Source organism: Streptomyces sp. NPDC048191, assembly GCF_040652655.1.
Lineage (GTDB): Bacteria > Actinomycetota > Actinomycetes > Streptomycetales > Streptomycetaceae > Streptomyces.
The window spans coordinates 1-20,838 of record NZ_JBEZMO010000038.1 but is presented as its reverse complement, the minus strand read 5'-3'; the positions used below and the strand labels follow the sequence as shown (position 1 = coordinate 20,838).

The following is a 20,838-nucleotide window of genomic DNA, read 5'->3' as shown; positions in this document are numbered from 1 at the left end:
CCATATCAGGTTCCCGCGGACTCGGGCGAGGCCAGGAGCCGGTGGTTGGGACGGTTCGGGCTGGTGGTGCACGCGCTGAACGGGCCGTCAGGTGTGCGCAGTTGGAGCAGCGTCGGGTCGAGGTGGTCGCGGTGCCACGTCGAGGGTCCGGTGAGCCCAGCCTCGACGTCGGTCAGCTGCTGCCAGGCCAGCCACAGGGCATGCAGGCGGGCCACGGCCTCGGGATGCTCCTCCCACTGCTGGCACCAGGGGCGGCCGGTGGTGATCTCCCGGCCGTAGACCGGCAGCAGCAGGTCGTGGACCCAACTCGTCAGTGCCGCAAGCTCCTCGGCGTACGCAGTGCCGTCGAGCGCCAGGATGAAGATGGAAGCCGGGCCCTCCTGTGGGCCACCTGGCCCGGCCGCTGCCAACGCGGCGACCGGGCCCTCGCCGTCACCGGCCTCCCCGCTGCCATCGTCATCCGAGGGCGGTGCGTCGTCGGTGAGCCGGGCGAGCGTCTCGCCCTGCTTACGGCTCTCCGTGACCAGCTTCGCGACCGTGGAGACCAGGTCGTCCAGGTCGTGGTCCGGCACACGTATCGGCTCGCTTTCCTGATCGGGTTCAGCCATTGCTACCCCTCCGCAAGATCGGGTGGTTGGGGTGGCGAGGATCCGGAGAAATCCGGGTTTGGCCCGGCCGGGAATCCGGTGTAGAAAGCGCCGTTCACCGCGAGTCGTGATGGCGGCAGACGGGGATGGGAGGAGCGAGGATCTCCAGCGCGTGAGCGGCCTGCTGCGGAACAACTCCGTTGCCTAGTATGGCTAGTTGGGCCGGGCGTCCCACTTCCGGGGTGGCTGTCACCCAGCCGGGAGCAAGTCCCTGCATCCACTCCACGAACAGCGGGCTGAGGCGTCCCGCCCCGTCGGTGGGTTGGGGCGCTGGGCGTGTGATGCGCTCCCATCGGGCGATGGCCGCCGCGTACGGACCCCATGTCTGGGGCCGCCCTCGAACAGCGTCTGCGCCGGAGGCGTCCCAGAGCCAGCGGCCGTGTGCCGCCTGGTTGTGCGCGTGGACTCCGTGCCCGGGGCATGCCTCAAGCGGACCGCTGCCGAGGTTAGGGTCAAGTCCCCATTGCCGTGCCGCTGGTTCTGCGAACCTTTGGCCCCGTCGGATGCCTTCGGCGTCGGCAGGAGCCACTCCACCTCGTCCGCCAGATTCGGACCGTGGCCGCCCGCCTTCCGCTTGACCGGATGCTGACTCCCACCGTTCGTCGCCAGGTTGCTGGTCGGCGTCTTCAGCAGGGGCGGTCCGCCAGGAGGGCCAGGCAGCGAGGAAGATCCGCTCGCGACGGTGCGGGGCTCCGACATCAGAGGCGCGAAGCACACACCAGCGTGCATCGAACCCGAGGTCGGCCAGGGAGCCGAGTACGGCACCGAGTGCGCGCACAGCAGGCTGGCCTGCAGTGTCTCCCAGACACCACGGGCAGGGTTCCACGTCGCCAGGGGAACCGGCGGGGGAGGTGAGGAGTCCTCGGACATTCTCGATGACCACCAGGCATGGGTTGAGGGCTTCGATGGCACGGACGATGTGCAGCCACAGGCCGGACCGGGTGCCATGAGCCAGTCCGGCGCGACGGCCGGCGACCGAGACGTCTTTGACAGGGGAATCCGGCCGTCAGGACGCACACCTCCGGTGCGTCGGCCCAGTTCACGGCCATGATGTCGCCGAGGTTCGGCACGGTCGGCCAATGCCGGGCAAGGATCCGGGCCGGGACAGGATCGATCTCGGCGTGCCAGGCGATCGTTCCGCCGAGGACGGCCTGGACGCCGAGATCCAGGCCGCCGTACCCGGAACACAGGCTCCCGATCGACGGCCAGGGCGGTGCCGTTGGATGGTCAGCGCGCATAGTGAGACGCCGGCATGTAGGCGAGACGGATCGGCTCGGCCACGGGGAGCTTGGCCGGGACGCGGTAGATCGAGTTCGCGGGGCGTGCCGAGCGGCTCAGCGCGGCGAGGACGCGAGGCGGGGTGCCGTCAATCCGGTCGGCAGCGCACCGCAGTACGACGACCGTTTCCTGCAACGAGTCGACGGTGAGGTCCAGCCGGTCCTGCACGACGTCGAATGCGGCTTGGCGGGCATCACGAAGGTCTGCCGAGGTTAGGGCTTCCGCGTACTTGCGTAGGAACCCGAGCTGCTCGAAGGCTTCCGTGTAGGTGTTCATGGCGCACCCCGCCGGGGCGGACGCGCTGGTGTAGGCGGCGATGACCGGGCCGAAGTCGAGGCCCGGATCGGTGTCGATGGCGCGGAAGAGCACCTCGTCGGACAGGTCTTTCACGAGTCCCGTGAGCGCGCCGAGATGATGGGAAGCGGTGACAAGGTCGGGCAGGGAGCGCTGCCGGTACGTCCGGACGATCTCGGAGCGGAGTTGCTCAAACTCCCTGGCTACCGCGTAAAGTTTGGCCTTTTCCAGGCTCGCGCGGCCGGTGTGGTCGGTCATTACTGACTCCGATGGTTGTGGCGGTCGGGAAGCGCGGTGCAGGAGGCCGCGGTCGTCGCCGCAGGGCCCGCGGTGTCCGCGAGGGGGCTACGGGCGCGGGCAGCGTCGATGCGCGCGGCTAGTGGCGGAGCACTGGGCCGGCTGACCGGTCGTCGCGGCTCAGGTTCGGCTTCGTGTGCTAGGCGCAGGCGGCGGCGCACGTCGTCCAGCGGGCCGAGCGCGTGCAGGGCGTAGCCGATGAGCTGCCCGGGCGCGAGCGCGTCGTGGTCGGCCAGATCTCCCACCTGCTGTGCCGCCAAGGTGGCCGTGCGGACGAGGGAGGCTTGGACGACCTGTTCGCCGACGTGTTCGGCGGCCAGGCCCACGAACGGATCGCAGAGGCGCCGCACACGCTCGGCATCGAGCGTCCCGTGGGCGAGAGCACCGCGACGCTGGACTTCCCACAGCACGGTCAATTGGTCGATCGGCTCACCGCGATGGTGTAGGGCCCCGAGCGCCTGGTAGATCTGCTGATGACCCCGGTCGGCGAAGTCGCCGGGGCGAAGCCACTGCACCAGCCCGAGCAACTGCTCGGGGCGGGAGGTGAGACAGCCGAGGAGGAACTCCTCGTCGGCGAGGACCCGCTCGCCCACCGGCTGAGGGTGCTCGGTCTGGGGAGCGTACGCGTCCGGCGGTTGCACGGGACGTGCCTCGGTGCCCCAGCCGCGAGCGAGGTCCGCGAGTACGTCGGACAGGACCTGGGCGTGGTGCAGTGTCTCCGTCACCGTGCCGACCCGGCTGGCGGCGAGCGCTGCTTGGTGGAGGCGGGCGGCGTGCTTGGCCACACTGCGGTGTATGGCGCCCTCCAGGACCATCCGTCCGTACACAGGGGCGTGGTCGGGGCGCGGGCAGGCCGACACCAGGGAGTGCAGGTATGAGGCGGTGAGCCCACGCGTCCGCGTGCTCGCCTCATGCAGCGTGTCGGTAACCCAGGCCAGAGGGACAGGGATGCCGGCTTTCGTGGCCGCTGCCGGGTGACCGTCGGCCTTGAGCTCGAGCATCGCGTTGTAGACCGCCGCGTGCGCGGGACGGGAGAAGTGTTCCGGTCGCAGCCAGGGCGAGAGCCGGTCAAGCTGGCCGGGCTCCAGGAAGATCGCGCCCAGTACGGCTTGCTCGGCGTGGACGAGGGGGGTCACGACCGCGCCTGGCGGGCGGCATGGCCCTGGGCCGGTATCCCGGCGACCGCGCGGTCGGCCGCGGCCAGGTCGGCGGCGAAACGGTCCAGCTCACTCGTGAAGACGGGGTCCGAGGCGAGCACAGACCCGGATGGGGATACGAGCCACCAGTCGGTGCCACGCCGTACGACGGGTGTGCCGGCGAGGTGCTCGGACCGGCGGGCCAAAGCCCAGGACGGGGCGGGGTGGGACATGGGAGTACCTCAAGAAGACGACGAGGGCGACGGCCCGGGGGATACGAGGCGGATGGGGCGTGCTCCATCGCGTCTCGCCAGCCGGGGGCCTGACAGCAGCGGGGTCATGCGGCCGGGCCGAAGTCGTGGCGACGCAGGTTCTTGGCCAGCGCTCGCTCGGTGATCGCCGCGGTCTCTTTGGCGGAGGCGGCGCCGAGCCGGTCGGCGTCCGGCTCCCGGTACCAGGGCTTGAGGTCGAGGAGTGCGGGGCGGATGCCGGTGGCCAGCAGGAGGGCGGAGCCCTTGGGAAGAGCGCGGATCGCGTCAGCCGGCAACACCCGCTCCTGACGCATGGAGACCGACGTGGACTTGCCCGACTGGCTGGTGGACACCGAAACCGTGCGGACGTCGTGGTCGCCCACCAGGCGGCTGAGCTTGTCCGCGAAGTCGGCGTCGTCGATGCCCGAGCCGACGAGCTTGATCGTCGCGGCGGACCACAGGGCGTCCATTCCGGCCTCGCCCCAGACCCGGACGCCCTGCCGGTAGGACTGCAGGATTGTGACTGGAATGACGCCCCGGGAGCCGAGGTGCGAGTACAGGTCCGGCAAGTCGGCGATCTTGCACACGTTGGCGGCCTCGTCGAGGATCGCGAGCAGCGGAGCGTCGAGCCGCCCACCGTCGCGCTCGGCCTGGATCACGGCCGCGCGCATCACCGCGTCGGCAGCGGCGGCGATGACCGCCGAGGCGGACCCGCCGCCGTCCTTAGACAGCAGGAACAACGTGCCCTTGCTGGTGGCGAAGGCCTCCGGTTTGAACTCACGGATCTTGGCGAGTCCGCTGGGCGGCGTGACCCAGGCGGCGATGGCCGGGTCGAGCAGGCAGCTGGCGTACTGCCGTGCGGTCTCGAAGATGCCGTCCCGGGTCTCGACGGCGCCCGCCATGGTGCCCTGCAGCTGGGCGGCGACCGCGTCGAGTCCGGCATCCTGGAGCAGGTCGATTGGGGTGCGATCGGCCGGGGAAGCGAGCCAGGCCAGGACATCGGTAATCGGCCGCCGGTCACGGGCGGCGGCGAGGAACAGCGCGGTGAGAGTGTTCGCGGCGGCGGTGGACCAGAAGTCGCCCGCGCTCGAGTCGTCCACGGAGGCGGTCACAAAGTGCCCGGCCAACCGACGTGCCCCGGCGAGATCACGGGCATCGGCAAGGATGTCCCACCACATCGTCTGAGGTGCGTGGGCGATCTGCTGCGGATCGAGCGTCCACACCGTGCCCACTTCGGCTCGGGCCGCGAGGGTGGCGGTGTAGGCGTCACGCGCCGCCTTGTTGGAGGTCAGCAGCACCGGTCCAGGCGCGCGCAGGATCGCCGGGATCGCCAGACCAGAAGTCTTCCCGGACCGGGGCGCCATGATCGCCAGAATCACGTCCTCCCACGAGGAGCGGACCTCGCGCGCGCCGGGCGCGAGCGTGCCCAGCAGAACGCCGCGGTCGTCGGGTACTACGTCCTTGGACCTGGTGCCTTTGAGGCTCGGACGAAGATCGATCGCCTTGGCCGCAATCTTCTTCGGCATCAGGTCGGCCAGATCGCGCTGATCCGCTAGCCCCTTGGCGTTGCCACGCAGTCGCAGCCACACCTTCGCAGCCAGCAGCGCGGCGGTTACGAGGATGAGTGCGGGCAGGACATAGCAGGCGCCAACGAGGACGGGCTGCGGGACGTGGGGCCAGACCTCATGGGGATGCAGTAGTGCGTCGGTCGGTTCGTACGGGGCCCAGGAGCCGGACCTAGTGAGGGCGTTGGCGCCGTTGCCGAACAACCAGGCCAACGTCCCAGCACCCATGCCAAGGGCGGCGACGGACAGCATCAGGTACAGCAGGAAGTCGGTGCCGGTGGTGGTCGACGGCGTGCTGGTGCGTGCAGGAGACAATGCGCGGTCCCGGTACGTGGTGCGGGTTGGGCGGTGTGCTGGGGTCGGCGAGTTCTTCTTGCGATCACGGGTGGGCTCCTGGCGGCTGCGGTCGGTGGAGGAGGGAGTCGAGGCGGCGGCTGAGGCCGAGTTGCCCGGGTGCGCAGGCGGCGTGGTGGTCAGGGCCTCCGGTTCGGCCTCGACGTGGGCGGCGGAGCGGCAGATGACGCCGCAGGCCCGGGGGTGGGCTTTTCTGTGTGCCGGGTTGTCGGGGCGGTCGTGTAGTAGTTGGCGACTCGCGTCCGCCAGCTCGGCTTCGCCAGACGATCGAGTGCGCGCAGCTGGTCGGCGGCGTCGTGGAGCTCTTCGCCGAGGGAGGCGAGCGTCGCGGCGGCTTCCGCGAGGTCGTACGAGAGGTCCCAGCCGGCGTCGGTCTCGGATGCCTTGGCTTGCTCGGCGGCGGCCTCGAAGAACTCGCTGAGCCGGACGAGCACACCGTCGTCGGGGTCGATTACGTGCTCGGTGAGATCGGCAGCGCTTTCGTACGTCTCGGCGCCGTTGAGTTCGTCGGTCAACCGCAGGATCTGTTGGCCATGGACGCGTTTGCCCTGGGGGGCGGAGGGCGTGGTGATGGCACCGACGCGCAGATCGGGGCCGAGGCCGACGCGGTAGCCAACGGCGGTGAGCATGTGGGCAGCCTGGCTGGCCATCTGGTTCTCGCGGGCTTCGCCCATGTCCCAGGGCAGGCGGTACCAGAAGGACCGAGGCGTCGTCTCGATGACGAAGCCGGCCCGTTTCAGGAGTATGGCGGCGAGTTCGTCTCCGCCTTCAGCTGTGACGTTGCCGGTCGGATGGCGTGTGATGACGACATCAGGCGCAATGGGCATGGTGGGTCTTCCGTTCAGAAGTGTGGGTTCTCGGACGGCCGGTCGCTCGTGGAGGCGGCTTCCAGCAGTTCAGGCAGGTCCGCGGGGTCGGCGTCGCGCTGGTCGATCCACCAGCCGGCGTGGGTCAGGGGTCGTACGGCGCCCTCGATGGCCTCCCACTCCGCCTCGCTCGTCGTTCCTTCGACGACGAGCGAGGTGTACGCGGCGGAGACGAGCTGGTGGCGACATCGGGTGGCCCAGGCGACCGCGCGGTCGGTGCCGTCCAGCGGGGGCATGCGGTACTGCTCGGACCACTCCTCGGCCTTGGCCTGCTCGGTCGCCCTCTGCTTCGCGAGCCACTCGCCCTTGGCCTCGGTGTCCTCCTCGCGGGAGGCCAGCCAGCAGTCGGAGCAGTCCCGACTGGCGAGCCAGCGCGCGTATCCGGCACGCCTGTCGGCGGGACGGTCGGAGAGATCGGCCTCAGCGGTGTGACCGCAGGCGTGGTTGATGGTCCAGAACTTCTTCACGGCCATGGGCCGGACTTCTTGAATCTCGAGGAAGGGGGGATCAGCGCGTACGGCTTGGGTTGGCCGGACCGGCCTGGGGCCGCGGCGCCACCTCGTTCTGACGCATCGGGCCGTTGTCCGGGCGGTTAGGGGACGACGCCACGGCGGCGAGCGCTCGCGCGGTGTGAGTGCCCCGGAGCCACTCCTGCCGGTCCGGCAACGGCGCCTCGGCCAGGGGAGGGGCATTCTCGGGAGTCGAGTCGGGCATGACGGCTAGTTCGAGCTGGGCGCCGACGAGCTCTTCACCGAGGAAGGCGACGTGATGGGCGATGTCGCGCAGATGAAGGCCCAGTTCGTGACCGTTGTGTGTCCCAAGCCGCTCGCACCAGGCGGCGGCCGTGTCGATCAACTCCTCTAGGTCGAGCACGACGCCGTGGTGCTCGTCGAGGATCTCGCCCAGGGTCTCGGAGACGTCCGCCGCGCGACGCAGCCCGTGCAGTTCGCCGGTCAACGCGGTCACGGACTGGCCGGACTGTGGCGCCCGTGCCGAGACTCCGTCCGAAGTCGGGACCGGTGACGGAATCATGATCCTCGGATTGGCCGCGACGGAGAGACCGGCCTCCTGGAATTGGCGGGTCGCGCTGGCCACGGTCCGTACCGCCGTGTTGTGGGGCGTGTCGTCCGCCAGCAGGTAGACGTCGAGGTGCTCGCTGTAGCGGAAGTGGTGTTTGCGCAGGACCTCGTCCAGAAATGGGCGGTCGTCCGCGACGGCGGCGGCCACCCCGAAGTCGGGGTGCATCCCGAAGGCGACGTCCGGTTCGAGTCGCAGGGTCATCGCGGAGGCTCCTTGGCGTGCGGTTCAGCGGGTGTGGACCGGCTGCGGGGCGACGGGGGCAGGGCGGGACTCGGCGGCGACTGCGGGATCTCGTGCGGGCAGTGCACCCGCCCTGGCTGGAGAGACTGTGGTAGCGGCCTGCGCCCGGCGCTGTTGCGTCGAAGTCGTCGGATCGGGGCGCCCGTTGCCGCAGATGTAGGAGAAGGCGTCGAAGGCGAGGTCCGTGCTTGCCAGCCGGGTCTCGACATAGTGGAATTCACCCTCGCCGTGGAGCAGGACGCCCTCACGGGTGTGCGTGTCCGTGCCCACCGCGCGCAGGGTGCCCTCGGGATCACGGACCTGGTCGTGAACGACGATCCGGCCTGCTCGGATGTCAGCATCGAGCGTGCGTGCCGAGGCGAGCGCGGCTTCCTCAACGGTGGACAGCGACGGGGCGGAAGGGTTCTCCAGTCGGCCGAGGAGACCTCGTCCCGCGCCGAGCCGGGCATGAGGCTGGAGGTCGTACGCGGCATCGGAGGTGACGCTGTACTGCGCGGCCCGCAGGGACTGGACCGCTTGCGCCCCACGCCGGCCGGGGGCACGGTGCGGGTCGGTCAGGCCGTACAGGGCGCTGCCGGGCAGCCGCTCGAAGCCGACGAGCCGCAGGATGTGCTCGGCGACGTGATTGTCGTGCGACGTCGCCGCCACGACGCCGTAACGGTCGTGGTGGCCGACGGTGATGTGCGGGCGTGTGTCCGCCACGAAGATGCACCTCGCAGAGGTCGGGGCCGTGCGGAGGATGAGGATGCAGCCGGAAGGCGGATTTGGTGTGGCCGGAGAATTGGGTTAGGTCTGTCCGGTGGATCGTGCGATCGGCCCGCATGGACCCAGGGTGGTGGGAACGGTAAACAGCCGTGTTGTACGGCGGTGGTGCGTTCATCGCCTGGAAGACTCTGTGCGTCACCGTGCTGACCGCACTCGGCCTGCTGGGGCATCCCCGTGAGGACGGGCATACAGAGAACCTGGGAAACCAGTCAGCGTGAGGGCTCTCGTGCCGCCTTGTCGCTAAATCGTCGGCGCGGACGGGTGCTGCCTCACTACCGTGGCTACGTGGCCACGACGAGCATGTCCTCCGCGAGCCAACCACTTGCGCCCGTCTATCCGTACAACGAACCGGGTCAGGTCGTCCTTCTACACGATGGGCCGATCGGTGGGCTAGGGGCAACCGACGTTGCCGGGCGTGTCGAGTTGACCTGCTCTAACGGTTTCAGCTTCGAGTGGAAGGTTGGGGATGGGGCGTCGCCAGGCTTTGCCAACTGCGACGAGGTTTCCCTGACGCTCCGTCGTCCAATGGGCGACATGTCCATGCCTGGAGTACCGCGCAACATCGACGGAGGATGGTCGAACTGGGCCTCATTCGGGGACCCCAATGCTCCATTGACCCGAGTCGTCGTTCATTGGTTCAACCGGCCCAACTGGCACGGCCCGCTGAAACTGGTGGCGAAGACTGCCAGCGGAGAGCAGGAGTGGTCAGGCCGTTGGGTGCACCAAGCGGGCGGTTGGAAGATCACGCTCGACGTGCGCCCCGACTACCAGCGGGTTTGGTGCGATCTCCACACGAGTGATGTGTACGTGATGACGCACGTCATGGAAGTGCGTCGAGCCGACGGCTCGCCCTTCACAGCTGACGAGGTAGATCCCGTGCTGACCGCGATGCACGTCGGGATCTCGTTTGCCCTCGGCCGATGGGCCGCTCCCATGCTGCCGGTCGGCGAGGACAGCGACGGTCGCGTGGTGTGGGAGCAGTGGGGAGTTTCTCACTGCGACCCAGCGCGCAGGATCAGTGATGGTTGGTGGTACGACCAAGACCACGAATCGCTTGGCGACTTCTTGAGTCTCGTGATCGATGCCTTTGGTGCCCCTGACAAACGCGTGCCGCTGCGTTTTCAGATGATGTATGCCATCTCCGCCACACGGAGCCGTGACTTCGTCGAGCCCCGGATCATCATGGGTACGGCTGGTCTGGAACACATCATGTGGGAGCGTCTCGTCCTCAGCGGAGCTCTGACAAAGCAACAGTACAAGCACCGCCCGGCACATGACCTGCTGCGAACGGTACTGCGGGGTGCCCGAATTCCTGTCGATATCGACCCCGACCTTCTGCCTGCTGCCGCACAGTATGCCGCTGACGCAAAGGCCGATGAGAACAGGGACGTCGACGGGGCCGACGTCGTGACGTGGGTTAGGAACCGACTGGTGCATCCACAGGAGTCGCAGGAGCCGGTGTACCGACTGGACGGCCTGACGAGGGACGCGTGGCTCCTCGCCCGGCACTACCTCGTGTTGCTGATAATGAACTCGGTGGGGTACGACGGCAGTTACAGAGACCTCAGACGAATCCGTGGTTCGGTAGGTGACGTGGGTAGCGTGCCCTGGGCCTGATGAGACCGTTAGCGAAAGGACCACCGTGGCGAACAACGATTCCCAGGTTGACCTGGAGATGCTCGGCTCTGCGTTGCTTGGTTACCACCGCGCTATCGCACGGTTCGGTCAGGACTCGGCGCGCGTTGCCGAGGGCGAAGACATCCTCGGAGCGCTGGCCTCGGCCACCGAGTGCCTCTTCTGGGCATGCTCACTCGAAGAACAGCTTCGCAAGAACGACCCCACGTACGAAGAGGGCACTGATCAGTACGGCCGAAGTCTTGTACAAGGGGCTCGATGGGCTCGGAACCAGGCGACTCACCAACTTGCCTTCGTCGTTTCCCGCTCTGGTGACCCGGTGTATCCCCAGCCAGTACCAATACGCGAGGCTGAAGTGGTTTGGCGGCGTGCGGACGAGATGCCGACGGCCGAGCAAGAACGTCGGGGTCAACGTGCGGCGTACGACCAGTACCTGTCTGGCAGGTCGGCACGAACGACGTTCGACAGCATCGCTGGCTTCTTCGCCAGTGAGCAGAACAGACCGGGCTCCCTCCTGAACAAGATGACCCAGGGCTGATCACTTCTGCTGGGACCGATCATTTCGGTGGGCAGATCTGGTGGGACTGATCGCCTGCATCCGAAACGGACAGCCAAGCTGGTGCCGTCAGGTTCGTGTCGACAGGCATCGCCGAGGCCGGGGAGGCAGCGGCAGATCGTGTGCTTCAGGTGCATGGGTGTGCCTTCCGGTATGGAGGGGCGTGGCGCGACGGGGCGGAGAGGGGGAGCCGAGGCGATGCGTCGGCTCCCCAGGAGGGCCTTGATCGCGAGCGGACGGCTCAGGCGTGCATTCGGGCGTCGGTATCGAACAGCTCGCGCTCGTGCGGGTGCAGCAGATGTTGAGTGATGAACGATCGGCCTGCGACCTTCCACAGACCGCGTCCCTTGGTGAGGGCGGAAACAGCCTGCGTCTCGACACCGGTGAGGCCCAGCAGGGCAGCCGCGGAAGCGAGTTGGTCGGCTTCCTGGCGGTAGATGATGCGGGTGGAGCAGTCGGTGAGCAGGCCCTCGGCCAGTGCGCGGCCCCGGGAGCCGGCGTCGCCGGCGGTGAGCAGGTCGCTGAGGCGGTGGATCACCATCATGTTGGCGATGCCGAGCCCTCGGCTGAGCTTCCACTGGCTCTGCATGCGCTCCAGCAGTGCCACGTGCCGCATCACGCGCCACGCCTCGTCGTAGATCACCCACCGCCGTCCGCCGGTGGGGTCGGCCAGCGCGGACTCCATCCAAGCCGAGGCGCAGGTCATCGCAAGGACGAGCGCGGTGTCGTCGCCGGCGCCGCCGAGCCGGGACAGGTCGATGGAGAGCATCGGTGCGGCCGGGTCGAAGGCCACGGTGCTTGGCGCGTCGAACATTCCCCCCAGGTCGCCGTGGACGAGGCGCCGCAGTGCGTGCGCCAGGTCCTCGGCCGCCCGTCCGAGACGTCCGGACAGGTCCCCGAGTGCGGCGTCGAGGCGTGCGGGTGAGCCGAGTACGTACGCGACGTCACCGAGCAGCGGAGTGGTCCCGGCGGCTTCGGCGTGGGTGACTGCCTGGTCGAGTGCCACATCCAGCGCGGTGTGCTCCATCGGGTGCAGGTCGCGCCGCAGAACGGTCTTCGCGAGGGAGCCGAGGAGAAGCAGGCGTCGCTTGCGGACCTCGCCTGCCCAGTCGTCCTTGTTGACGCCGAACGGCCGGGTGGGGGCGTCCAGCGGATTCAACCGGCCGGGAAGGCCGGGGCCGAGGGCGATGGTCTGCCCGCCCAGCGCCTGGGCGACCATGGTCCATTCGCCCTTGGGGTCGCAGGGGACGTAGATGCGGTAGCCGAAGGCCACGGCGCGTACGGCGAGGGACTTGGCCAAGGCGGACTTGCCCATGCCGATGATCCCGGCGAGCAGGATGTTCGGGTTGGTGAAGCCGTCGAGCCGTGCGTACAGCGCGAACGGGTCGTAGGTGAAGGCGGCTTCCGCGTGCACGTCGCGGCCCACGTAGATGCCCTGGGCGCCCAGGCCGCCCTCGGCGAGGAAGGGGTAGGCGCCGGAGGCGGTGGCGGTGGTCATCCGGTGGGCAGGGAGCTTGAGACGGCCGCTGCGGGCGGAGGCGGGCCCTGGGCGACCCGCGGCTGGATAGGTGGCGCGCAGTTCGTGATCGATGCCGGTCTCGGCGCGGCGGGATTCGGGCGGGGCGGCGTTGCGGGCCTTGTCGCGGGCGGCGGCGAACTGGTCGCGGGAGGCGCGGGCCGTACGGCGGTCGGTCCTGCGGGGGACGAACAGCGGACTGGCGCTGGCGCGGGTGGTTCGGCTGGGCATGGCGGTGGTCTCCGGTGGTCAGTGGCGGGTGAGGCCGGTGAAGGGGTCGCGCAGGTCGGCCGGGGTGTGGTCGCGGCGGACCCGGGCGGCGGTGGAGAGGTGGCGCTGGCACACCGTGAGGTCGGGGGCGCCTTCGGGAAGGCGGGTCCGGCACGCCTTCCGAGTAGGAAGGCGGCCGGTGACCGGGTGTGGGGCCGCGTGGTACGCGGCGTGGAGATGCTCGGCTGCCTGCCACAGCCGGATACGGCAGGCCTTCAGGTGATCGCCCTCGGCGACGGCCACGGGAGAGGTCCGCGCGGTGTGGGCGTCCAGCAGTCCGTACAGGGCGACCAGGTGGGCGTGCAGGGAGTCCAGTTCGGTGCGGCTGGCGGCGACCGGGGCGACGGGGATGTTGATGGCCCGGTGGAAGTCGAGCGCGGCGGTGGCGAACGGGACGAAGTCCGGAGCCAGTTCGGGCAGGGGCTCGGTCGGCATGGGGGTGCCCTTCGGTAGAGCGCGGTCGGTGGTGCTGGGCTGCGCTACGGGCGGGCGAGCGGCAGAGCGGCGTTGGTGAAGGCTTCGGCCTGCTGCCAGGTCAGCAGGCGCAGGTCGACGAGGGCGGCGACTGCGGCGGTCTCGATGGCGGCGCAGGCGGCGTTGAGCTCCTCGTCGGTGTCCGCACTCACCGTGAGCAGGCCGGTGAGTGCGACATCGGCGTGTCCGGCGATGAGCTGGCGCTCACGCCGCTTGATGTCGGCGTACTCGACTGAGTCCTCCTCGGAGTCGACCTGGCCCTTGCGGGCACGCTCGGCGGCGTCCGCTATCACGGTGGCCTTCTTGCGCTGTACGTCCTTGAGGGCGGCGTCAAGTCCCTTGGGCTCGTAGGTCAGCGAGAGGGTGCGGCGCACGCCGGTGGTGAACAGGAGCTGGTGGAGGAAGCCGGGGTTGGTCTCGATGCGCGGCCAGTTCTCGATCCAGAACGTGGCGTGGTGGGCCGAGTCGGTCTGGATACGGTCGGCCTTCTCGACCAGGACGACCGGTCCGGCCGCCGCGGGGTCGGCCTGCGGACGGCCCGAGTCGGACCACTGGTCGAGGGCGGCCGACGCCTTAGGGTCGTACGCGGTGCGGATCACGGCGGCGATCTCGCGGGCGGGCAGCCAGCCCCCGGGCGTGAGGCCGGAGGTACGGGCGGCCTGGTCGAATGTGGAGGCGAGCTGGGCCAGGACGGCGAAGGCTCCGGTGAGTCCGCCGCCGGCCTGGTTGATCAGACGGCGGGCGGCCTTGAGGTCGAGGGCGAGAGCGACGTACGCCTCGTGGGGTGCGGCGGCGGGGCCGGCGGCGGCCAGCAGGTCGCTGTAGACGGGACCGGCGAGCGTGGTCTGGGCGTTTCCGTGCTCGTGCCAGTAGCGGTTGAGCGCGTCGCCGGAGTCGGGGACGGTGCGCTCCAGGACCTGTACGCGGGCGATGTGCCCGGTGCGTGCGAGCGCGGCTAGCGTGCGGCCCCAGCCGGAGACGTTGCTGGCCTGGGCACCCGGGTCCAGCAGGGCGAAGGCGCGGGAGGAGACCTTCACCACGGCGGTGAGGGTGGCCTGGTGCGGATCGTGCACCGCGCCGAGGCGTCCGTCCGGCGAGGTGACCACCCGCAGGGAGGCGGCCGTGCCCGGCAGGTGGAGCAGGCCCTCTCGCTGCGGCCGGGGGGAGGGGCGGGTGAGCCAGACCAACTGCCCCCGCAAGCGTCGGAGTGTGTACTGGATCGCGATCGGGGCCCAGTCGGCGAGCGCGCGTCCGCGATGGCGGATGAAGACCGCCCCGAGGGCGACGGCCCACAGGGGTAGGAGCTTGAGCGCTCCGGTCACACCGGAGGTGAGCAGCACCCCGAGCAGGAGCAGACCGCAGGTGGCAACGACGATCAGCTGTGGGGCCGAGAGACAGAGCAGCACGCCGCGGCGCGAGCGGTGGGGGAACTTGACCGTGCCCGGTCCATCGGGGTGCGGAGCGTCAGGGAGCATGGCGAAGCCGTCCTTGGAGCGTGAAAGGGAAGAAAGAGGGGGAGACGGGGCGGGCCGAGCGGGGCCTCGGCCCGCCCTGTCAGCTGCCAGCTACGAGCCCGAGCCGTCTGTGGGGCCGGGATAGATCCACCGTGGCGGGGTGGCGTCACCTTGTGGGGCAGGACCGGTGCGCCGTGGTGCCGGCGGATCCAGGTGCGTGACCTGCGGGCGTGCGACGGAGGCGCCCTGTGGTGTCGGTCCGGAGACCACTGGTGCCGAGTCGGCTTCCGGGCTGTCGCCGGGGCGTCGGATGAGCGGGACTCCGCGGTCGCCGTCCGTGGGAGGGCGACGGATCAGCGCCCGGCCCTTGTCTCCGGTCTCGCCGGCGTCCTCACCGAAGCGGAGGTGGGTCTGCTTCGGCTTGGCATCACCACCGGATGCGCCGGTCGGATCGATCCCGGAGGCGACTCCGCCGGAGCCCTGGCCCGGAATCGTTGCCGGTCCCTGGGGAGCCCGCATCCCTGTGCCAGCCTGGACCGCGAGCTGTCCCGCGGTCTTCGCCGCACCGGCCGCCACCGCCATCCCTGCGACGCCCGTACGGTGCAGGTCGTCATGGGCCGAGCCGTCGGCTGCCCAGTGCACGAACCGGTACGTCGCGTACGGGCACAGCATCACCAGCACCATCACGACGATGCCCGCCATGGCATCCGACAGAGCGCTGAGCCCGTCGGAAGCGTCGGTCTTGCCCATGGCCGAGACACCCAGCAGGAACACGATCGTCATCAACAGCTTGCTGACGACCAGGGTCGCGGTCGCCTCGATCCACCCACGCCGCCAGCGCCGGGCAACCTCCCAGCCGCCGCCGGCCCCGGCGAACACGGCCAGCGTCACCAGGATCAGGATGCCGACCTTGCGGGCGACCATCACGGCCCAGTACAGGAACGCGCCGACAGCGCACCCGAGGCCGACCATGGCGGGGATCGTCCAGCCCAACGCGTACATCGGACCCAGGTCGTTGACCTCGATGATGCGCCGGATCGCGTCGTCCACCGAACTGTTCGCCGCCCTGAACAAGCCGGCACTGAGCGCGTCGACCACGGTCAGCGCGACAGTGGTGCAGGCGATGGCGGCGAAGGCGAACAGGACACCGGCCACAGTGCCGTACACCGCCTGAACCAGCGCGCGTTCGTCCCGGCGCCAGGCGGCGCGGGTGAGTTGCAGACAGAAGGTCCCCACGGTCAGGACGAGACCGATGGGCAGGATCAGCTCGTAGTTGCTCCGGAACCATTCGGCATTCAGGTCGATGGCCGTGGTCTTGTCGACGGCTTTCGAAGCCAGGTCCGCTGCGGCCTGGGCCAGTTCGCCCATCGATTTGGCGATCCAGGCGCCGATGCCGTCGGTGACCGCCTCGCCGGTGGACCCGACGACGCCGCCGATGGTGTTACAGACCGTGTCCATCACGGGCAGGTCGCAAGCCCCCATGAGGACACCTCCTTTCGGGAATCGGCGGCGATCACGGCGCCACGTTCGGCAGCACGCCGACGAGGGCGCAGTTATGGTGGGGGCGGCACTGGACGGCGAGGGTCGTCGAGCGGGACTCTGCTCCGGCGCCCGAGCCCTTCCAGACGATGGACTGCTTGCCGGTGGCCGTGACGGCGTAGACGTATGCCTCGGTGATCGCGCCGGGGTCCTGGGCCAGGGCGGTCTTGAACGCCTGCGGGAAGTGGCCCTCGCCGACGCGGGCGCTGGCGTGCTGCCCGTTGTCGTGCATCCGCGCCCACAGCACCGGGCTGGGCACCTGGTCCGTGACCGAGTTCCAGTCGGCGTCCTTCTTCTCGCCGGTCATCCACCGCTTGAGGCCGGCCAGGTGCTCGGCCTGGGAGAAGACCCGGGTGTCGTAGGTCCACAGGACCTTGGTGGCGGCCTTGGCGAACTCGATCGGATCGGTCGTCCTGGGCGGCGCGGCCACCGCCTCCCCGCCGTGCGCGGTGGCAGCCGGGGCGGGGGACGCGGAGGAGGACGCTGGCGCGGGGGTGGCCCTCGCCGGGGACGGGTTCTGCGTACGGGTGAAGTACGCGACCAGACCGGCGACGGCCAGCAGAACAGCGAGGACAACGCCGCCGATCGAGGAGCGGCGCAGAACAGAAGACGGGGCTCCGTACGTCCGCTCCCTGGCGAAAGGGAAACGTTCCTTTGGCATCAGTGAACCTGCGTCCCCATCGCTGAGAAGAACGCGACGATGCCGTTGGCCGCACCCAACAGCAGAGCGCAGCCGGCGGCAACGACCGTGCCCTTCTTGCCGTTGGCCTCCGCCTGATGGCCGCCGCTGTGGTGGCCCCAGGCCCACACGAGGGCGGAGATGGCGAGGGCGCCGACCGTGGCGATGATGCCGAACATGTTGATGCTGCCCATGACCTTCTTCAGAACGTCGAGGCCCGGCAGACCGCCCGAGCTCGGTGTGACGCCGGGGTTGTACGCCAGGATCTGGGCGTGCTGAATGAGCTTCATTGGAACTCCAGTACGATTTTGGGCGCTCGAAAGCCCGAAGGGGGAGCCAGGGGGAGGGGGAAGCCGGTCAGGCGATCCGGCGGGCGGCGAGGACGTCCGGACGCCACTCGGCGAGGGTCGAGATCTTGACCACGTCACCGGTGCGAGGCGCCTGCAGGATCAGGCCGTCACCGATGAACATCCCGACGTGTTCCGGGACCTCGGCCGTGCCGCGCGTGAAGAGGAGGTCACCCGGCCTGAGAGCGCTGACGCTGACCGCCTTGCCTTCCTTGACCTGCGTGTACGTGGTCCGGGAGATCGATATGCCACCGGCCTTGTACGACGCCTGCATCAGGGACGAGCAGTCGCAGCGGCCCATCGGGTCCTGACCGTGCGGATCGGTGCACGCGCCACCCCACTGATACGGAGTGCCGAGCTGGCCGAGTCCCCAGCGGATGGCGGAGCGGATCGGCTTGGACGCATCGGCCGGGATCTTGTAGCCCTCGGGGATGGAGCCGGCGGGGATCGGACCGAACTCGGCACCGTTCTCACCGGTGCTGCACGCGCCAGGCGACGAATCCGTCTGCTCGCCCCCGTCGCCTTCGCCGGCACTTGAATCCGATGACAGAGACTTGGCGATGGCCTTCTGAAGAGCCGTGGCCAGCGGATCCCACTTGGCGTACGCGCTGGGGAAGCCGCTCTTCTGGACCGCCTGCGCAGCCTGCGCGACGGTCATGGACTGCCAGCCGGATACCTTCAGCAGCGCCTCGTAGAACTTCGTCGAGGCGTGCACCGGGTCGCGGACCTCCTGGGCCGTCCCCCAGCCCTGACTGGGGCGCTGCTGGAAGAGACCAAGTGAATCCCGGTCGCCGTAGTCCAGATTCCGCAGCCCCGACTCCTGCAGGGCCGTGGCCAGAGCAACGATCTGTCCCCGAGCCGGCACTTTCATGGCGACGCCGGTGGCCTGGATCGTCCTGGCGTTCGGGATCTGTTCCGCGGGATCGTCCAGCCCTGGGATAGACACCGTGGCCCCACGGCCTCCCTTGAGGATCGACCGCACCTGCTGGGCGACCGCCGTGGAATCCACAGCCTGTGCATCGCCGCCCGTACAGGCGGCCTGGGCGCTGTTCGCGCCGGCCAGAGCTATGGCGAGCGGGGCGATCAGCAGCAGCGGGCCGAGAGCCACAGCCCCGACTATCGCCGCGCCCGCCTTCACGGTCGCGGGCCATCCGTCGAGCGGTGGGTGAAAGAGACGGACTGCGGGGAAGGGCGTGCCTGGACATGCTGCATCAGCAGCTCCTTACTCGTAGGCAGCGCAGCACCAGCGTTCTCGTCGAAACGGTCACCGGAACCGCGCTGGTCGGGAATTCACACCTGAGATCAGGGATGGGGTGCAGAGGCCGGGAGCGGCTAACTCCCGACCTCTGGAAACCCGTTACTGAAGAGCGGCAGCCAGCCGCGCTCTTAATCTCACACGCCACACGGAGAATCTCCCTGGCCGAAATTTCAGGCTGCCTCGTGAGTGCCGCGCGTGCCGCCGCCTGGGCGAGGCGACACGCATCAGAACCGCTCAACGCGGCGGGATCTGAGTCCCGTCCGTCGAACACGGCGAGACTGTAGAGACGAATTCCGGCCGCACCAAACGACGCCTTGGCTAACAGCCGGGGCCCGAACGTGGAGGCCGAGCATCATTAGGTGTGGCTGGAAAGGGCGGTTACTCTCCAGCCCGTCGCTCTCCCCGAGCAGTTGCTTCGGGGGCCGACTCACGCCGACGTGTGCAGAATCCCAGGAACGAGATCGGGCGCACACCTTCCCTGCGGAAAGAGAGAACCGCACTATGTCGTACACCCTGCATCGAGGCGACGCGCTGACCGCTCTCGCCGGCATCCCCGACAACAGCGTCGATGCCGTCATCACGGACCCGCCCTACAACAGCGGCGGCCGGACCAGTAGTGAACGAACCGGCCGCAGTGCCCGCGCGAAGTACACCTCGGGCGACGCCGAGCACGACTTGGCCAACTTCCCCGGCGAGAACCGTGACCAGCGTTCGTACGGCTTCTGGCTCACCCTCCTGCTTACGGAGTCCTACCGGGCAACCGTCGAGTCGGGTGCTGCGCTCGTCTTCACCGACTGGAGGCAACTGCCCACCACGACCGACGCATTCCAGGCCGCTGGCTGGACATGGCGCGGCATCGCTTCGTGGCACAAGCCGGTTTCCCGACCGCAGAAGGGTCGACTCAAGCAGTCCTGTGAGTACATCGTCTGGGGCACCAAGGGCCCTGTCGACTCAGACCGTCACCCCGTCTACCTGCCCGGCCTCTACACCGCGAGCCAGCCCAGGAAGGACCGCGTGCACATAACGCAGAAGCCCGTGGAAGTGATGCGGGAGCTGGTGAGGATCTGTCCGCCGGGCGGCACGGTCCTCGACCCCTTCGCCGGCTCCGGCACGACGGGCGTCGCTGCCCTGCGCGAAGGCCGCAGGTTCATCGGTGTCGAACTCTCCGAGCACTACGCCGACATCGCCGAACAGCGGCTCCGCGCGGAGCTGAGCCAGGAAGACTTCGCCTTGGCCGGTCCGGAGGCGGGAGCATGAGACCAAGCCCGCCAGGCCGGCGGACCGTAGACCTACAGGGGCGGCTGTGCATCGAGAAACCGATGAACGGCCGCCCTTCGTCCTCGTCGCCCGCCCACGGTCGCCACGATACTGCTGGCCGGATGATCTGGGCGGCGTGAGGTGACAGGCGTGCGAGCGAGTCCTGCTATCCATCGGAGAGCACGATGAGTGTGGTTCAATACAGATGCCTGGCCTCAGTACGCGGCCAGACCTGAGCGCCCGAACCCGACCTGGCGGGCGCTGACGGGCAATCTACGTACATGTTGGATTCGTGCACAATCAGTACGTCGTCACTCTGTGGATCACGTGGTCCTGATCCGTTCGAAGCAGCCTGGTCGGGAGGCAGCAGAACGGCACCAAGGAGCCCACGGCCATGGATACTTTCCTCAACGTCAATGCCACCGTCGTCACCGACCTGACGGGCGAGGCATTCAGGTCCGCGAGTAGCCGCCTCGTCGACCGTCGTACTTGGACGGACCTTGTGCCTTCCGCCGGTCAGGATCAGGCGTTGCTCGAAACGCTCATCCTTGGCGGGTTGGCATCACATCGCTCGTCGAAATACCCCCTCGGTATCATTGAGCGTTTTCAGCGTTGCCTCTCCGGGGTGAGGATGGCTCTGGCTGCTGACGCGAGCCGGTTGGGGCTGCAGCGGGCATGTCGGAAGATCCGCCAGCGTTTGACGGTGGCGACGCCGCGTTCGACCGGGCAGCGGAACCGGGCGTGTGCCTTGTTCAGCGACTTCTCCTTCGTGGTCAGCTCGCACTTGGGTCGACGGCGGATCGGAACGGCGACGCCAGGGCCGGCTCCCGTGTAGGCCAGGTCGGCGAGTGCCGGGATCCGTAGCCGGGCGCAGGTAGCGACGATGCGGTGGCGCCGGGCCGCGGTGAGGTCGTGTGTGCGGCCGGGCAGCGGTGGCGAGACCCACAGCAACTTGCCGTCGGATCCGGTGATGACCTGCAGGTTTACTCCGTGCCGACGATACTTGCCGCTGTAGTCGGCGCGACCGTCGCCGACGCGGTCGCACTCGGCGAGGGTGCCGTCGATCAGCACGTACTCGCT

21 protein-coding genes and 1 pseudogene are annotated in these 20,838 nt (G+C 69.0%); 3 read left to right on the top strand and 19 right to left on the bottom strand.

Annotation, left to right across the window (positions count from 1 at the left end; all coding sequences use genetic code 11):
* Nucleotides 1-5: 5 nt before the first annotated feature.
* From AB0D93_RS36815 to AB0D93_RS36765, 11 genes and pseudogenes are all read right to left on the bottom strand, one after another.
* The gene (locus AB0D93_RS36815) at nt 6-608 is read right to left on the bottom strand and encodes a DUF4913 domain-containing protein (RefSeq protein ID WP_362129522.1); all 603 of its coding nucleotides are present in this window, start codon (nt 606-608) and stop codon (nt 6-8) included.
* A gap of 94 nt (nt 609-702) precedes the next feature.
* The gene (locus AB0D93_RS36810; protein WP_362129645.1) at nt 703-1,578 is read right to left on the bottom strand and encodes a DNA cytosine methyltransferase; all 876 of its coding nucleotides are present in this window, start codon (nt 1,576-1,578) and stop codon (nt 703-705) included.
* A 118-nt stretch (nt 1,579-1,696) separates the two neighbouring features.
* Nucleotides 1,697-1,885 (bottom strand): annotated as a pseudogene (locus AB0D93_RS36805) (DNA methyltransferase); the annotation flags it as partial.
* Entirely contained in the window at nt 1,875-2,477 is a 603-nt protein-coding gene (locus AB0D93_RS36800) for a hypothetical protein (RefSeq protein ID WP_362129519.1), read from the bottom strand. The gene AB0D93_RS36800 and the pseudogene AB0D93_RS36805, both read right to left, overlap by 11 nt.
* Nucleotides 2,477-3,652 (bottom strand): DnaB-like helicase N-terminal domain-containing protein, encoded by a 1,176-nt coding sequence (locus AB0D93_RS36795; protein WP_362129516.1) that lies wholly within the window; start codon nt 3,650-3,652, stop codon nt 2,477-2,479. The genes AB0D93_RS36800 and AB0D93_RS36795 overlap by 1 nt, the downstream gene beginning before the upstream one ends.
* The gene (locus tag AB0D93_RS36790) at nt 3,649-3,885 is read right to left on the bottom strand and encodes a hypothetical protein (protein ID WP_362129513.1); all 237 of its coding nucleotides are present in this window, start codon (nt 3,883-3,885) and stop codon (nt 3,649-3,651) included. The genes AB0D93_RS36795 and AB0D93_RS36790 overlap by 4 nt, the downstream gene beginning before the upstream one ends.
* Before the next feature lie 104 nt (nt 3,886-3,989).
* Nucleotides 3,990-5,720 carry a TraM recognition domain-containing protein gene (locus tag AB0D93_RS36785; protein ID WP_362129510.1) on the bottom strand — a complete coding sequence of 577 codons (1,731 nt, stop codon included), beginning with the start codon at nt 5,718-5,720 and terminating at the stop codon, nt 3,990-3,992.
* A gap of 221 nt (nt 5,721-5,941) precedes the next feature.
* Complete coding sequence (locus tag AB0D93_RS36780) at nt 5,942-6,649, bottom strand: hypothetical protein (protein ID WP_362129507.1); 708 nt, start codon at nt 6,647-6,649, stop codon at nt 5,942-5,944.
* 14 nt (nt 6,650-6,663) lie between these two features.
* Nucleotides 6,664-7,161: a hypothetical protein gene (locus tag AB0D93_RS36775; protein WP_362129505.1), complete on the bottom strand. Its 498-nt coding sequence runs from the start codon at nt 7,159-7,161 to the stop codon at nt 6,664-6,666.
* Between the two features lie 34 nt (nt 7,162-7,195).
* The gene (locus AB0D93_RS36770) at nt 7,196-7,969 is read right to left on the bottom strand and encodes a hypothetical protein (RefSeq protein ID WP_362129502.1); all 774 of its coding nucleotides are present in this window, start codon (nt 7,967-7,969) and stop codon (nt 7,196-7,198) included.
* A 24-nt stretch (nt 7,970-7,993) separates the two neighbouring features.
* A complete protein-coding gene (locus AB0D93_RS36765) occupies nt 7,994-8,710 on the bottom strand; it encodes a hypothetical protein (RefSeq protein WP_362129498.1) in 717 nt (238 codons plus the stop codon).
* A 348-nt stretch (nt 8,711-9,058) separates the two neighbouring features.
* On the opposite strand from AB0D93_RS36765, the gene AB0D93_RS36760 reads away from it, so the two are divergent.
* Together AB0D93_RS36760 and AB0D93_RS36755 are read left to right on the top strand one after the other, a co-directional pair.
* Nucleotides 9,059-10,390, top strand: a complete 1,332-nt coding sequence (locus AB0D93_RS36760; protein ID WP_362129495.1) for a hypothetical protein — start codon at nt 9,059-9,061, stop codon at nt 10,388-10,390.
* A 25-nt stretch (nt 10,391-10,415) separates the two neighbouring features.
* Entirely contained in the window at nt 10,416-10,946 is a 531-nt protein-coding gene (locus AB0D93_RS36755) for a hypothetical protein (protein ID WP_362129493.1), read from the top strand.
* Nucleotides 10,947-11,205: 259 nt separating this feature from the next.
* On the opposite strand, the gene AB0D93_RS36750 is transcribed toward AB0D93_RS36755, so the two are convergent.
* The 7 genes from AB0D93_RS36750 to AB0D93_RS36720 form a co-directional block, all read right to left on the bottom strand.
* Nucleotides 11,206-12,711 (bottom strand): ATP-binding protein, encoded by a 1,506-nt coding sequence (locus AB0D93_RS36750; RefSeq protein WP_362129490.1) that lies wholly within the window; start codon nt 12,709-12,711, stop codon nt 11,206-11,208.
* An 18-nt stretch (nt 12,712-12,729) separates the two neighbouring features.
* The gene (locus AB0D93_RS36745) at nt 12,730-13,185 is read right to left on the bottom strand and encodes a DUF6238 family protein (protein WP_362129487.1); all 456 of its coding nucleotides are present in this window, start codon (nt 13,183-13,185) and stop codon (nt 12,730-12,732) included.
* A 44-nt stretch (nt 13,186-13,229) separates the two neighbouring features.
* Complete coding sequence (locus tag AB0D93_RS36740) at nt 13,230-14,699, bottom strand: SCO6880 family protein (protein ID WP_362129484.1); 1,470 nt, start codon at nt 14,697-14,699, stop codon at nt 13,230-13,232.
* A 90-nt stretch (nt 14,700-14,789) separates the two neighbouring features.
* Nucleotides 14,790-16,160, bottom strand: coding sequence for an ATP-binding protein (locus tag AB0D93_RS36735; protein ID WP_362129481.1), 1,371 nt, complete (start codon nt 16,158-16,160; stop codon nt 14,790-14,792).
* 31 nt (nt 16,161-16,191) lie between these two features.
* A complete protein-coding gene (locus AB0D93_RS36730; RefSeq protein ID WP_362129478.1) occupies nt 16,192-16,878 on the bottom strand; it encodes a hypothetical protein in 687 nt (228 codons plus the stop codon).
* Complete coding sequence (locus AB0D93_RS36725; RefSeq protein WP_362129475.1) at nt 16,878-17,186, bottom strand: DUF6112 family protein; 309 nt, start codon at nt 17,184-17,186, stop codon at nt 16,878-16,880. The genes AB0D93_RS36730 and AB0D93_RS36725 overlap by 1 nt, the downstream gene beginning before the upstream one ends.
* A gap of 67 nt (nt 17,187-17,253) precedes the next feature.
* Complete coding sequence (locus tag AB0D93_RS36720) at nt 17,254-18,381, bottom strand: C40 family peptidase (RefSeq protein WP_362129472.1); 1,128 nt, start codon at nt 18,379-18,381, stop codon at nt 17,254-17,256.
* Between the two features lie 621 nt (nt 18,382-19,002).
* Here AB0D93_RS36720 and AB0D93_RS36715 point away from each other — a divergent pair.
* The gene (locus tag AB0D93_RS36715; protein WP_362129469.1) at nt 19,003-19,758 is read left to right on the top strand and encodes a site-specific DNA-methyltransferase; all 756 of its coding nucleotides are present in this window, start codon (nt 19,003-19,005) and stop codon (nt 19,756-19,758) included.
* Between the two features lie 606 nt (nt 19,759-20,364).
* On the opposite strand, the gene AB0D93_RS36710 is transcribed toward AB0D93_RS36715, so the two are convergent.
* The coding region (locus AB0D93_RS36710) for a transposase family protein (RefSeq protein ID WP_362129466.1) at nt 20,365-20,838 on the bottom strand (474 nt) is incomplete at its 5' end.